The 14,334-nt window shown below is 68.4% G+C and carries 10 protein-coding genes; 4 read left to right on the top strand and 6 right to left on the bottom strand.

What is annotated here, in order from left to right; all coding sequences use genetic code 11:
• Positions 1 to 49: 49 nt before the first annotated feature.
• The 4 genes from galB to ACW5EG_RS05095 all read left to right on the top strand — a co-directional run bounded on the left by galB (position 50) and on the right by ACW5EG_RS05095 (position 5,683).
• A complete protein-coding gene (galB, locus tag ACW5EG_RS05110) occupies positions 50 to 2,722 on the top strand; it encodes a beta-galactosidase GalB (RefSeq protein WP_457021403.1) in 2,673 nt (890 codons plus the stop codon).
• A gap of 22 nt (positions 2,723 to 2,744) precedes the next feature.
• Entirely contained in the window at positions 2,745 to 3,629 is an 885-nt protein-coding gene (locus tag ACW5EG_RS05105; RefSeq protein WP_457020991.1) for a ThuA domain-containing protein, read from the top strand.
• Between the two features lie 67 nt (positions 3,630 to 3,696).
• A complete protein-coding gene (locus ACW5EG_RS05100) occupies positions 3,697 to 4,851 on the top strand; it encodes an endo-1,4-beta-xylanase (RefSeq protein ID WP_457020990.1) in 1,155 nt (384 codons plus the stop codon).
• Between the two features lie 271 nt (positions 4,852 to 5,122).
• Entirely contained in the window at positions 5,123 to 5,683 is a 561-nt protein-coding gene (locus ACW5EG_RS05095) for a manganese efflux pump MntP (RefSeq protein ID WP_457020989.1), read from the top strand.
• A 256-nt stretch (positions 5,684 to 5,939) separates the two neighbouring features.
• Here ACW5EG_RS05095 and ACW5EG_RS05090 read toward each other — a convergent pair whose 3' ends face one another.
• From ACW5EG_RS05090 to ACW5EG_RS05065, 6 genes are all read right to left on the bottom strand, one after another.
• Complete coding sequence (locus ACW5EG_RS05090) at positions 5,940 to 6,284, bottom strand: DUF3325 domain-containing protein (RefSeq protein ID WP_457020988.1); 345 nt, start codon at positions 6,282 to 6,284, stop codon at positions 5,940 to 5,942.
• Positions 6,277 to 7,944: a PepSY-associated TM helix domain-containing protein gene (locus tag ACW5EG_RS05085; RefSeq protein ID WP_457020987.1), complete on the bottom strand. Its 1,668-nt coding sequence runs from the start codon at positions 7,942 to 7,944 to the stop codon at positions 6,277 to 6,279. Before ACW5EG_RS05085 ends, ACW5EG_RS05090 begins: the two co-directional genes overlap by 8 nt.
• A gap of 14 nt (positions 7,945 to 7,958) precedes the next feature.
• Positions 7,959 to 8,294 (bottom strand): iron uptake protein, encoded by a 336-nt coding sequence (locus ACW5EG_RS05080; RefSeq protein ID WP_457020986.1) that lies wholly within the window; start codon positions 8,292 to 8,294, stop codon positions 7,959 to 7,961.
• Positions 8,282 to 10,420: a TonB-dependent siderophore receptor gene (locus ACW5EG_RS05075; RefSeq protein ID WP_457020985.1), complete on the bottom strand. Its 2,139-nt coding sequence runs from the start codon at positions 10,418 to 10,420 to the stop codon at positions 8,282 to 8,284. The genes ACW5EG_RS05080 and ACW5EG_RS05075 overlap by 13 nt, the downstream gene beginning before the upstream one ends.
• Positions 10,421 to 10,913: 493 nt before the next feature.
• Positions 10,914 to 11,648 (bottom strand): response regulator, encoded by a 735-nt coding sequence (locus tag ACW5EG_RS05070; RefSeq protein ID WP_457017661.1) that lies wholly within the window; start codon positions 11,646 to 11,648, stop codon positions 10,914 to 10,916.
• Positions 11,645 to 14,314 (bottom strand): ATP-binding protein, encoded by a 2,670-nt coding sequence (locus tag ACW5EG_RS05065; RefSeq protein WP_457017660.1) that lies wholly within the window; start codon positions 14,312 to 14,314, stop codon positions 11,645 to 11,647. Before ACW5EG_RS05065 ends, ACW5EG_RS05070 begins: the two co-directional genes overlap by 4 nt.
• Positions 14,315 to 14,334 lie beyond the last annotated feature (20 nt).

Genomic DNA, 14,334 nt, shown 5'->3' with positions numbered 1-14,334 from the left:
GCGCTTCCACGGCAGCGCCCTGCTGCTCCTGCTTGCGGTGTTCGTGTCGATGGCGGCGCCGGCGTTTGCCTCGCCGCGCGAGAGCGTCCGCCTCGACAGCGGTTGGCGTTTCCATCGCGGCGACCCGCCCGGCGTCGACGGACGCCTGGACTACGACGTACGCCCCGAGGTAATCCGGAGTGCCGACGGCAAGGTCGCCGACGCGCGCCCCGACGAGGCGGTACGCATCCAGGCCGACCGTCCGGTGCTCAAGCCCTGGATCCTGCCGACCGCGAATCGCTTCATCGCCGATCCGGATCGCCGCCACGCGCGCCCCGATGCCGACCCGGCCGTGGGCGACGTATCGTTCCTGCAGTCCGGCTTCGACGACAGCAAGTGGCAATCGGTGACGCTGCCGCACGACTGGGCGATCGCCGGACCGTTCATCGCCGAAGGCCCCTATGGCGGCATGGGCCGGCTGCCCAGCTGGGGCATCGGCTGGTACCGCCGCAGCCTCGACATCCCGGCCTCGCAGCAGGGCCGGCAGGTGTTCCTGGACGTGGGCGGCGCCATGTCGCACGCCAGCGTCTGGCTCAACGGTGAGCTCGTTGGCGGCTGGCCCTACGGCTACAACAGCTGGCGCGTGGACCTCACGCCCTACATCGCGTTCGGCGGCGACAACCAGCTTGCGATCCGTCTCGACAATCCACCCGAATCCGCGCGCTGGTATCCGGGCGGCGGGCTGTACCGCGACGTGTGGCTGACCACGACCGCGCCGGTGCACGTAGCGCAGTGGGGCACGCATGTCACCACGCCCGACGTCTCGGCGCAGTCGGCGACCGTCAACCTGCGCGTGGAAATCGACAACGCCACCGACGCGCCGGTGCGGGTGCAGGTGGACACCGGCTTCTTCGCGCTCGACGATGATGGCGCCGCCACCGGCGAAGCTGTCGCAAGCATTCCCACGATCGGCGTCGACGTGGTTGGAGGCGGCAGCACCAGGGTCAGCTCCGGCACGCGCATCGCCAATCCGCGCCTGTGGGGCCCGCCGCCGGGCCAGCAGCCGCATCGCCATGTCGCGGTGACTACGCTGCGCCAGGATGGTCGCATCGTCGACCGCTATGAAACGCGCTTCGGCATCCGCGACGTGCAATGGGATCCGGACCGCGGCGTGATCGTCAACGGCGAGCACGTCGTGCTCAACGGCGTGAACCAGCACCACGACCTCGGCGCGCTGGGCGCGGCCTTCAACCTGCGCGCGGCCGAGCGCCAGCTGGAGATCCTGCGCGACATGGGCGTCAACGCCATCCGCATGGCGCACAACCCGCCCGATCCGCAGTTGCTCGAACTCACCGACCGCATGGGCTTTCTGGTCGTCGACGAGGTCTTCGATTCCTGGGAAAAGAAGAAGACGCCGCTCGATTTCCACCTGGTCTTCCCCGACTGGCACGAGGCCGACCTGCGCGCGATGCTGCGCCGCGACCGCAACCACCCATCCGTGATCCTGTGGAGCGTGGGCAACGAGGTCGGCGAGCAGTACGACGGCGAGGCCGGCGCAGCCATCGGCCGGCGGCTGGTCGAGATCGTGCGCGAAGAGGATCCGACCCGGCCCACCACCGCGTCGATGAACTGGGCCAAGGCCGACATGCCCTTCCCCGCCGCGTTCGACGTGATCAACCTCAACTACCAGGGCGAAGGCATCCGCCAGGCACCCGAGTTCGAAGGCACCGAGCGCATCCGCACGCCACCATCGTACCCGGCGTTCCGCAAGGCCTTCCCGGACAAGGTGATCTTCGGCAGCGAGACGGCGTCCGCGCTGAGCAGCCGCGGCATCTACCTGTTCCCGGTGTCGCCGCACCAGAGTGCCCCGGTGCGCGACCACAACGGCGGCGGCGATTCGGTGAACCACCACGTCAGCGCGTACGAACTGTACGCCGTGGACTTCGGCTCGAGCGCCGACAAGGTCTTTGCCGCGCTCGACCGCCACCCCTTTGTTGCCGGCGAGTTCGTCTGGAACGGCTTCGACTATCTCGGCGAGCCCACGCCCTACTACACCGCGCGCAGCTCCTACAGCGGCATGATCGACCTGGCCGGCTTCCCCAAGGACCGCTACTACCTCTACCAGGCGCGCTGGCGCCCGGACCTGCCGATGGCGCATATCCTGCCGCACTGGAACTGGCCCGGACGCGAGGGACAGGTGACGCCGGTGCACGTGTTCACCAGCGGCGACGAGGCCGAGCTGTTCCTCAACGGCGTCTCGCAGGGCCGCAGGAAGAAGGGGGAGTACGAGTACCGGCTGCGCTGGGACGAGGTGGTCTACCAGCCGGGCGAGCTGCACGTGCGCGTCTGGCGCGATGGCCGCGAATGGACGCAGGCGCGCGTGCAGACCACCGGCGCGCCGGCGCGGCTTGCATTGGAGGCCGATCGCGCGCGCATCGGCAACGACGGCCGCGACCTGTCCTTCATCACCCTGCGCGTGCTGGATGCCGACGGTCGCGCAATCCGCAATGCCGACAACCGGGTCCGCTTCGAGGTCGAAGGCCCTGCCGAACTGGTCGCCACCGACAACGGCGATCCGCGCGACCTCACCGCCTTCCCCTCGCCCGAACGCAAGGCGTTCAGCGGGCTGGCGCTGGCGATCGTGCGTGGCCTGCAAGACCAATCCGGCACCGCCATCGTGCGCGTACATGGCGAAGGTCTGGAACCGGCAGAACTGCATCTGCAGGTGGGTCCGCCACAGTGAACAACGCACGCGAGGAATGCCCATGCCGTTGACCCGCCTGACCACGCTGCTGTGCGCGCTGCTCCTGGCCGCCGCAAGCGCAGCCGCTGCGCCACTGGCGCCAGTGTCCACGCCGGAGGCGCCCACCGCCTGGGTGAAGGATCCCCGCTACTGGCCCGAACCGGTGATGGACCAGACGCCGCCACCGCTTCCCGCATTCGAACGCGAGCGCGCGGTGCTGGTGTTCTCCAAGACCAACGGCTTCCGCGACAGCGAACAGATCGAGGCGGCCAACGACGCCCTGGCCGACATGGCGGACGCGCGCGGATGGGACAGCTTTGTCAGCGAAAACGCGGCGCTGTTCAACCCGGATGCGCTGGCGCAGTTCAACGTGGTGGTGCTCAACAGCATCAGCGGCAATGTCTTCACCGACGCGCAGCGCGCCGCCTTCCGCCAATGGGTCGAAGACGGCGGCGGCGTGGTCGCCCTGCATGGTTCCGGCGGCGACCCGCGCTACGACTGGGACTGGTATGTCGACACCCTGATCGGCGCGCAGTTCATCGGCCACACCAATGCGCCGAACCAGTTCCAGGACGCGACCGTGCTGGTCGCCGAACCCGACCATCCTGCAATGGCCGGCCTTCCGGGCGAATGGCGCCGGCAGGACGAGTGGTATGCGTTCGACCGCGTGCCCAACGGCCACGGCACCCGCATCCTCGCGCGCCTGGACGAAGGCAGCTACGAGCCCGCACCCGAACATCGCATGGGCGACCATCCCATCGTCTGGACGCGCTGCATCGCGCGCGGCCGCGTGTTCTACAGCGCGCTCGGGCACAAGGCCGAAACCTACGCCGAGCCATTGCACCTGCGCATGATCGACGGCGCGATCGGCTGGGCCGCCGAAACACCGCGCGACGCCTGCCGCTGAGCCGCATCCACGCATTCCCGGTGAGGCTGCCGACGCCTCGCGACCGCTCCCGATCCGAGGTCTCCCCATGAAGCACTACTCCACCAAGCTCCTCGCCGCCGCGATCCTGCTCGCCGGTGCCGCCGCCACCCATGCCGCGCCACCGCCGACCACGCTCAAGCAGGCCTATGCCGACGCCTTCCTGATCGGCACTGCGGTCAACGACGAGATTGTCAGCGGCGAGGATGCGCGCGCCCAGGCGCTGGTGGCGCTGCACTTCAACGCGATCACCGCCGAGAACGTGATGAAGGCCGAGGTGCTGCATCCCGAGCCCGGCAAGTGGGACTTTGCGGCCGCCGACGCCTTCGTCGCCTTCGGCCGGCAGCACGACATGTATCTGATCGGCCACACCCTGGTCTGGCACAACCAGACCCCGGCCTGGTTCTTCGAAGGCGCGGATGGACAGCCCGCCGGCATCGACACCATGCGCGAACGCATGCGCGAGTACATCAAGGTCGTCGCCGGCCGCTACGCCGGCAAGGTGCAGGCCTGGGACGTGGTCAACGAGGTGATGGGCGAAGACGGCCAGTACCGCGACACGCTGTGGACGCGCGGCTACGGCGGCGACGGTGACGCGCTGGTGCGCGATGCCTTCCGCTTCGCGAGCGAGGCGGCGCCGGATACCCAGCTCTACTACAACGACTTCAACGCCTGGCGCCCGGAAAAGCGCGACGGCATCGTGCGCATGGTGAAGATGCTGCAGCAGCACGGCATCCGCATCGACGGCATCGGCATCCAGGGCCACTGGGGCCTGAACTTCCCGTCCACCGCGCATATCGAGGCGGCGATCGACGCCTACGCCGCGCTCGGGGTGAAGGTGATGATCACCGAACTCGACGTCGACGTACTGCCGCTGACGAAGGAAGGCCAGATCATCGGCCAGGGCATGGCGCATCCGCAGTTCCAGCTGCCCGAGTTCAAGACCTTCCTTGATCCCTACCGCGACGGCTTGCCGGCCGAAGTGCAGCAGCAGCTCGCCGACCGCTACGCCGAGCTGTTCCGCATCTTCCACGGCCGCCGCGACAAGCTCCACCGCGTGTCGATCTGGGGCGTCGAGGACGGCATGTCGTGGAAGAACGGCTACCCGATCCCCGACCGCACCAACTACACCCTGTTGTTCGACCGCAGCGGCCAACCCAAGCCCGCATTCGAGGCGGTGCTCGCGGTACCCCGGACGCGCTGAACGGCGGCGGCAGCGCGATTGATCAAGGCGACACCCCGGTCCCCGCGTCCTGGCGGCCGCGTACAATGCGCAGGCGGCCGCAACTGCAGCCGCACCTCCCCTGGGGAGTAGCCGGCTTCCACCCCGGAAGCGCGTCCGTCAACACACTCGGCCTGCACCGGCCGTGGCGGCCGCAACCTGACGTTTGGCGAGACCAGCGGGCCACGCACGCCATTGCGGTCGGGCGCGTGCGCGGTCCGTTGTGCCCAAGCCTCGCCGTCCCGGATCCTCGATGCACCCCGTTTCCATCCTGCTGCTCGGCCTGGCGATGTCCACCGATGCCTTCGCCGCGGCCATTGGCAAAGGCGCCGCCATGCGCAGCCCGCGCTGGCGCGATGCGCTGCGCGCCGGCCTGGTGTTCGGCCTGATCGAGGCCACCACGCCCATCGTCGGCTGGCTGCTCGGCTCGAGCGCGTCGGATCTGGTCGAGGCCTGGGACCACTGGATCGCGTTCGGCCTGCTGGCGGCGCTGGGACTGCACATGATCCACAAGGCGCTGCGCGGCGGCACGGACGACGATGCGCCGCCGCAGCGCGGACTGGGTGCGCTGGCGCTGGCGGGCCTGGCGACCAGCATCGATGCGCTCGCGGTCGGCGTGGGCCTGGCGTTCGTGGAGGTGGACATCCTCGCCGTCGCGGCGGTGATCGGCCTGTGCACCTTCGTGATGGTCACCGCGGGCGTGATGGCGGGCCGCGCGCTCGGCCAGGTGCTGGGCCGGCGTGCGGAGATCGCGGGCGGGATCATCCTGATCCTGGTCGGCGCGATGATCGTGTACGAACACGTGTTTGCCTGAAGCGCCGGACTCGCGTCACGGGATCCCTCATTGCGTCCGGGATGACAACCGAGCGTTGGGGAACCTCCGGGCAAGTCCGATTTGTCATTCCGAACGCAGTGAGAAGAGCTCTATAACGGCGAAGCCGGTCAATCTGGGTCGAATCAAGGGAGCGGATTGACCAGCTTTGCTGTTGTAAAGCGCCTCTCGCTATGCTCGAAATGACAGTTGTCCGGAGATTCCTTGGAGGCTGCCCTGACCGGCCGCGCCACAGCGTTCAGCGAACAGCGCTGCTGCGCGCATCCACCCACGGTGCCAGCAGGCGCAGCAGCCGCGGACGGCTGGACAGCAACATCGCCACCAGCAGGGCCGAACCGGACAGGGTCATCAGCCAGACCAACACCGCCATCGACGCGTGGTCGGCCTTGAGGCAGAGCGCCAGCGACGATGCGGCGCCAATTGCGCCGGCCACGCGCAGGAGCTGCGCATGGCGGACGTCAAGCGCACGGCCCCACACCTGCGCCGCGTGCGCCGGCATCGCCAGCGCCAGCCAGCCCATGCCGGCGAAGCCTGCAAGCATCGCGGCCAGCAGCAGTGCTGCCGCGTGCGTGGGCTCAGGCATGCCTTGCCTCCGTACCCGTCGGGCAGCGCACCGCTGCGGCAGCGCGCAGCCGCAGCCGGCGCGCGGCAATCCCTGCCACGGTCGCACATGCGAGCAGCGACAGATCAACGCCGGCCACCGGCCAGTAGCCCGCCGCGAGCGTGCGCAGCAGGTGGTCGCCGGTGGTTGCCCAGTTCAGCAGAACGGCGGTCACGGCCAGCATCGCGATCGCAACGCTCTGCTCGCGCCACGCCGGGTTGGATCGCCCCTGTGCGACCGGCGCGCTGCGCCAGGCCGCATGCAGCAGCGCCAGCACCCAGGTGCCCCAGAACGCGTAGCGCTGCCAGTCGCCGCGTCCGGCCATGTCTTCGGGCAGCAGCCGGTTGGCGACCAGGATGCCCAGCGCCGCCAGCACCATGCCGGTGACCGACGCCACCGCCAGCGCATCGACCACGCGCGCGCCCTGGCTACCCTGTTGCGCGTGCTGGCGCTTGCGCTTCTCGACGAAGAAGATGAAGCCGGTGGCGATGCACACCGCGCCCGCCAGCCCGCCGAACACATACAGCCAGCGCAGCAGCCAGTGGCGGAAGTGCTGCAGGTGCAGGCCGGTGAGGAACTCGGCGACACGCGCGACCGGCGTCGCCGCCGGGTCCTCGCGGATCAGCTCGCCGCTCGATGCCTTGAAGTGGATGGCATCGCCGACCAGGGCGATGCGGTCGGTGCCAGCGCGATAGACGCTGACGAAGCCGTTGGCATCGCCCACGTGCTGCAGCCACAGGAAGCCGACTTCGCCGGCCTTGCCGTTCGCCTCCCAGCGGCGCCGGGCTTCGGCCACCATCGCGTCGACGTTGGCCAGCCCCGCCGCCACGCCTGCGCGCTCGTGCGGCAAGCCGGTCTCGCGCGCCTCAACCTGCGCATGCAGGTCGTGCAGCTCATGCAGCTGGGTATGCCCGACCGGGAAGTAGTACGTGGCCGCGAAGATCAGCAGGCCGGTGAAGGCGAAGAAGAAATGGAACGGCAGCGCGACCACGCCGGTGAGGTTGTGCAGGTCGAGCACGCTGCGCAGGCGCGCCTTGCCCGGCCGGAAGGTGAAGAACTCGCGGAACATCCGGCGATGCATCACCACGCCGCTGACCAGCGCGGCCAGCATCACCAGCGCCGAGAAGCCCACGATCCAGATACCCAGGTTCTTCCAGTCCAGGGTCAGTCCGTAGTGCATCGGATAAAAGAATCCGCTGCCGATCTTCAACTGGTCGACCGGCAGCAGCCTGCCGTCGCGCGGGTCGATGGTCACGTCGGCCCAGATCGCCTCTTCCGGGTCCTTGGCGCTGGCCACCTCGAAGCCCGCGAACAGCGCCAGCACCGGGTCGCGATGGGTTGTGTACGCACTCCAGCTCACCGGGGTGTCGAAGCGCTCCGGCATCGGCCCATCCACGCGCGGTCGCATCGCCTCGATCGCGGCGCGCGTGGGCTGCATGCGCTCGAAGGCCGGGCGCAGCACCTGCTCGAACGACGGCATCGGCTGCGCTTCGATACGCGTGGCCGGGATCGCCCAGCGGTCGATCTCGCGGTCGAACACCGACAGCGCGCCGAAGAAGAACGCCGCCATCAACACGAAGCCCAGCACCAGTCCGAACCAGGTATGCAGCCAGGTCATGGCCTGGCGGAAGCTGCTGAACATCATCTTGTCCTCCTTCAGACCAGTGCCCGCTGCACGAGCGAAGCGACCACCGACAGCAGCCCACCCGCACCGAGCAGCAGCATCCACGCCCGCCACGGCCGCTTTGCGGCGATCGCCCACAGGAATACCACCAGGAACGCCAGCACGCCCAGCAGGCTCGCCAGGAACTCGGCGTCGTGGAACCCCATCCCCGCCGCAAACATCAAGCTCGCGCCCGCGGCGACGAAGCCCCAGGCAAAGGCATAGCCGCCGATTACGGCGGCGCCAATGCGCGCGACGACCTGCAGTCGCGCTGCGCGGGGTTGCACGAACGTGGTGGAAAGCCGAGACATGCCCATCAGAACCGCCAATCGAAGCTCAGTGTGTAGTTCGCCGGCGCCCCGTAGTACCCGCTGTAGCGCAGCGTATTGATGTACTTCTCGTCACCGATGTTGTTCGCATTGAGCCGCAGGCTCGCGTTGGGCAGGAAATCCCAGGCCGCGAACGCATTGAGCACAGCATAGCTGCCCTGCCTTACCGTGAAGCCGCTGGCCTCGATGTTGGATATCGCGCTCTGCCAGCGCCCGCCAACGCCCAGAGACAGCGCCGGAAACGCCGGCAGGCGCCCGCTCAGCAGCAGGTTGGCCGTGCGACGCGGCACCCACGGATACGTGTCCTCGCCATTCAACCCGTCCAGCTTCAGCGCCGTGTAGCCGAACACCAGGTCCACGTCCTCGCCAAGCCTGCCCACTGCCTCGAACTCCACGCCTTTGGAGCGCACGTCCATGGGCACGTAGATCGACGATCCGAATTCGTTGTACTGCCCCGTCGGCGTCGCCAGCCCGGCCTGGTCGGCCTTGAACACCGCCAGCGTGGTCAGCAGGCGCTGGTCCAGCCAATCGGCCTTGATACCGGCCTCATAGTTCTCGCCCTTGCTGGCGTCGAGGTAGCGGTCGTTTTCATCCACCTGGTCCTGCGGCTGGTAGATGTCCGAATAGCTCACGTAGCCGAGCACGCGCTCGCTGAAATCGAAGGTCAGGCCGCCGTAGGGGCTGGTGTGGCTGGTGGTCTGGTCGAAGTCCAGGTCGTAGGACCTGCCGCTGCGACGGTAGCGGGCATGGTTGGCGCCGGCGATGACGGTGAGGCGGTCGCTGAGCGCGATCCGTGCCGCGCCGAACGCGCGCCCGAGGCGTTGGTCAAGCACCGAGTACAGCGACGGATCGCTCCAGTCGGGCTGTGGAATCGCATCGGTCGCATACGGGAACGCGGGCAGCGCGCCCCAGGCCGGGTCCGAGAAGTCGGGAACGCCCTGCTCCCAGCCATCCGTCTCGCTCTTCGCCAAGCTGGCACCGAACGTCACCTCCTGGTCGCGGCCGAACATCTGGAAGTGGCCGTTCACCGTGATCGATCCCAGATGGCTGGTGGCCTCGTCGATGCCACCCCAGGGATAGCCGTACAGCCCCAGCCCGGTGGCCGGATCCAGCCCCTCGGCAATGCCGTCGCCATCGGTGTCCTGCAGGAAGGCATAGAACATCTTCTCGTCGCCGCTGCTGCGGCGATGGTTGTAGGCCAGCTTCAGCTGCCAGTCCTCGCCCAGCCGATGCGCGTATTCGGCAAAAGCGGTCTGGTTGGTGGTGTTCCAGTAGGTCCAGTCCTGCGTGGTCGAGGCGTCGGCGTCCCATTCGCGCTGCGTGCCATCGCTGTTCATGAAGGTCAGCGCGCCCCACATGATCCCGTCGGACTTGGCCCGCTGCCAGGAATAGCCGAAGGTCAGCGTGCCGTTCTCGCCCACCTGCCCGTCCACGACGCCGTACAGGAAATCGCGACGGTTGTGGTTGGCCTGCAGGTGGGTATCGCCGTCCTCGTGCGCTGCGACCACGCGTCCGGCCCAGCTGCCGTCGGCGGTGAACGGGGTCGAATAGTCGACCTCCGCACGCAGCGTGCTCCACGAGCCGTAGCTCAAGCCGGCCACGCCCTCGCGCTCGTTGGTCGGCCGCTTGCGCACGTAGTTGATGGTGCCGGCGGCATTGCCCACGCCGGTGAGCAGGCCGTTGGCGCCGCGGATCACCTCGACCTTCTCGTAGCCGAAGGCATCGCTCGCCCCGGTGGCGACGCCCCAGCTGTTGGGCAGGCCGACGCCATCGATCTGGGTGTTGAGGATGTCGAAGCCGCGGGCGCTGTAGCTGGTGCGGTTGGTCTCCCATTCGTCCACCTGCACGCCGGTGGCCAGGCGCAGCGCGTCGTTGACGCTGCGTGCGCCGAACTGGCGCATCTGCTCGCTGCTCACCACGCTGATCGACTGCGGCGTGTCCTTGATCGCCAGGTCGAGGTTGGTGGCGCCATTGCTGACGCGGCTGGCGCGCTGGGCGACCACCAGCACCGTATCGAGGTCGGTGGCGGTGTCCCCGCCTGCCTCCGCGTCCTGCGGTGCCGACAGCGCGGCGCCCGGCAACCAGGCGAAGGCAAGGGCCAGCGCCACGGCAAGACGGCCGGGCACCAGCAGGGAATCACGGGCGGCAGCAGGCCGCGCACGGAAGGAAGACGGCGAAAGAGTGGGCATGTGGGGAGACGGCAATGGGAGGAAGGCCCGTCTCGTCGACGGGAGTACCAGGATTGCCATTGCAAGGGAACTGGGCGATGCGCCCGTTTCCCGGTGGGCGCACCGGGACATGCGCCGGTCTGCGTATTGAATACGAATGATTCGTATTTGACAAGAGACGCCGGTGACCCGCCCTCGATGTCTAGGCGGACATGACGCGCCGCGACCCGCCGCGCACCTGGCTGTACTTCTCGATGGGAGTGCGGCGTCGGCACGATGACGCTTGCGACGCGATATTCACGGCGTGGACGGGCTGGCTGCTGACCTGAGCGCTTGCGCACGGCTTGGACAAAAATCTGACGAGACCCGGCCTGGTCCAGGAGCTGCCGTTCCCTATCCCGGCAACTTCGCCAGATTCCCTACCGAGTCTGCTTCCGGCCAATGCATACACTCAGGGGTCTGCCCTCCGACCGATGAAACGCAGCCCCACCCCCGGCTCGGTGCCGACATAGCGCGGTGCAGCGGCATCGTCGCCCAGCTTATGGCGCAGCTTCGCGACCAGGATGCGCAGATAGTGCGTGTCGTGCTGATGGGTTGGACCCCACAGTTCACGCAGCAGCTGCGGCTGGGTGACCACGCGACCGGCGTGCTGGACCAGCAGTGCCAGCAGCGCGTACTCCTTTCGGGCCAAGGCGACGGGTTCACCCTCGATCCAAACCTCGCGCCGCGAGAGGTCGACATGCAGGCGGCCGTCGTCGAACACCGGCTCCAGTTCACCGGGTGCCATCGCATGGGCACGCAGCAATGCGCGCACGCGCGCCATCAGCTCCTGCACCCCGAACGGCTTGGTGACGTAATCGTTGGCTCCGGCGTCAAGCCCGGCCACCTTCTCGGCCTCGTCGGCGCGCACGGTCAACAGGATGACCGGCACCGACGACCACTCCCGCAGCTCGCGCAGCACGTCGTGACCGTCGCGGTCGGGCAGGCCGAGGTCGAGGATCACGAGATCGGCGCCGTGCATGGCCAGAGCCTCGAGCCCGGCGGCCCCCGTCGCCGCGGTTTCAACCCGGTAGCCTTGCGCACGCAGGCTGATGTCGAGGAACCTGCGGATCTGTGGTTCGTCGTCGACGACCAGCACGCGCGGCGGCGGCGCGGAGGGGGTTGCATCGACTCCCGGGTCGGTCATGGAATGGGTTTCGGCAGCGGCTCGATACGCGGCAGGGTAATGCGGATTGTCGTGCCGCGAGCAGCGGGGCCGGGCAACGCCGCAACGCTGCCGCCGTGGGCGCCGACCATGCCCTGGCAGATAGCCAGCCCCAGGCCAACCCCCTGGCGACCACGATCGCCCCGCTCGACGCTATAGAACATGTCGAAAATGCGCTTGCGCTCTTCCTCGGGAATACCGGGACCACGGTCGGTCACATCGATCTGCAAGGCGCCATCGTCGATGCGACGGGCATCGATCGCGATCGCCTCCCCTTGCGGCGAGAATCTGGCCGCGTTCTCGATCACATTGAACAGTGCCTGCTCGAGCAGCGCCGGGTGCACCCAGATCGTCAGACCGGGTTCGAGCATGACCTCGAAACGCACGCTGGGCTCGTAGCGTTGCAGTCGCGCAACCGCCGAGCCGATGAGCTCGTCGACGCCGATCCAGTCGCGGTTGAGGGCCAGCTTGCCGTGGCCGAGGCGGGTCATGTCGAGCAGGTTCTGGATATAGCGGTCGAGCCGCTCGCCCTCCAGGCGGATCGTCTCCAGCAGGTCGTGGCGATCGTCGAGGCTCATCGCCTCTGCGTAGTGGTCGAGGCTGCTGGCGGCACCGATGATCGCGGCCAGTGGCGAACGCAGGTCATGCGAGACGGACGACAGCAGTGCCGACCGCAGCCGCTCGGTCTCGCCGCTGACACGCGCGTCCTCGAGGTCTGCGACCAGTCGCGTGCGCACGACGGCCTGGGCGATGTCGTCGGCCATCGCCTCGGCGAGGCGCAGTTGCTCCGCACCCAAACGAGGGGTGTGAGGGGGAAAGCGCAACCCGACTACGCCGTCCCCCGCGCCGTCGATTGCCAGTGGCAAGAACCACCATGCCGAACCCGACAGCGTGTCCGTGAAGCGCCCGGCCGGTTGCCTGTGCTTGCGCGCCCAGTCGGCTGCGGCGCGGCCCTTGTCGCCAACACCCAGGCTGTTGTCGTGATCGAGCGCCTCTTCACCAATGTGGACCAAGGCGTCGGCTCCCAGCGAACGCCTGAGCGCGTCGCGTCCGGCCTTCACCACCTGGCCCAGGTCCGCCGCGCTGGCGAGTTGCCGGCCGAGCGTCTGCAACGCCATCGCATGGGCATTGGATGCGCGCAATGCGAGGACCTGCATGCGCAACTTCGCCGCGAGGCGACCGGCGACCAGCGCCGCGACGAGGAACAGCAGTACCGTCGCCACACCTTGGCGCGCGCCGATGAAAAACGTGAGGCGCGGCTCGATGAAGAAGAAGTTGTAGGCGAGAAAGCACAGCCCCGCCGCCAGAACCGCCGCGGCCATGCGCGTGCGTGAGGCGACCACCACCACGGCGACGATGAAGACCAGTGACAGATCGGCGAGCCCGATCCAACGCTCGGCTACCCAGCCCAGGGCCGCAGCCATGGTCGTCGCCGCGAAGGCGAGGCCGGCATCGTTGCGGGTCATCAGTCCGGTGATGCTACGCAGGGATCGCCGTGCCTTTGCGCGCGCCTCCGGCGTGCTGACGATGGTGAGTTCGTAATGCGCGCCGCGCTGGATCAGCTGTTGGGTCAGCGTGCGATTGAAGATCCGCGCGAAGGGTCGCTCACGGGTGCGGCCGACGACGATCGCCGACGCGCCGCTGCGACTGGCGTGGTCGAGCAGCGATTCGACGATGTTCACGCCGCGCACGACTTCCACCTCGCCGCCGAGCCGCCGGGTGAGGGCGAACGCACGATCGAGCTCGAGCTGCTGTGCCTCGTCGACGACCGCGCCCGTCTGGACCGTCACCACCGTCCATGGCGCGTCGCGGCGCTCCGCCAGCCGGCGCGCAACGCGCACCAGGTATTCGGACTGCCCGCGGCCGTCGATCGCTACCAGCACGCGGCGGCGCAGCGCCACCCCCGGCAAGCCGCGCGCGGCCTGGGTCTCGCGCAGGTCACTGTCGACGCGGTCTGCGGCGGTTTGCATCGCCAGTTCGCGCAACGCGGCCAGGTTGCTCGGCGAGAAGAATGCCTGCAGCGCGTGTGCGGCCTGCTCTGGCACGTAGACCTTGCCCTGCTGCAGGCGCTCGATCAGTTCGCGCGACGGCAAGTCGACCAGCACGATGTCGCGCAGGCGGTCGAACACCACGTCTGGCACTGTCTCGCTGACGCGCACACCGGTGATGCGGTGAACGACGTCATTGAGGCTTTCCAGGTGCTGGATGTTGATCGTGGTATAGACGTCGATACCGGCATCGAGGAGTTCCAGCACGTCCTGCCAGCGGCGCTCGTGGCGGCTGCCGGGCACGTTGCGGTGAGCCAGTTCGTCGACCAGCGCAAGCGCCGGCCGACGCGCGATCAGGGCATCGAGGTCGAGCTCCTCGAAGTGGCGGCCCTGGTGGGCGATACGCCGGCGTGGCAGCAACTCGAGGCCCTCGACCAGGGCCTGGGTCTCGCTGCGTCCATGGGTCTCGACCAGTCCGACCACGATGTCGAGGCCGCGCCGCTGCAGCTCGCGGCCACGGGCGAGCATCGCGTAGGTCTTGCCGACGCCAGGCGCCGCCCCGAGAAAGACCGTCAGCCGGCCCGCGCCCTCACGGCGCAGCGCGTCGACCAGGGCATCGGCCTGGTGCTCGCGGTCTGGGGTATGGCGGCTGTCGCTCATGCAGCAATTGTGGCCTTCAC

Source organism: Luteimonas sp. A611 (genome assembly GCF_054072715.1).
Note: the sequence above shows the minus strand (reverse complement) of the source record. Positions and strands in the feature narration are given on the sequence as shown.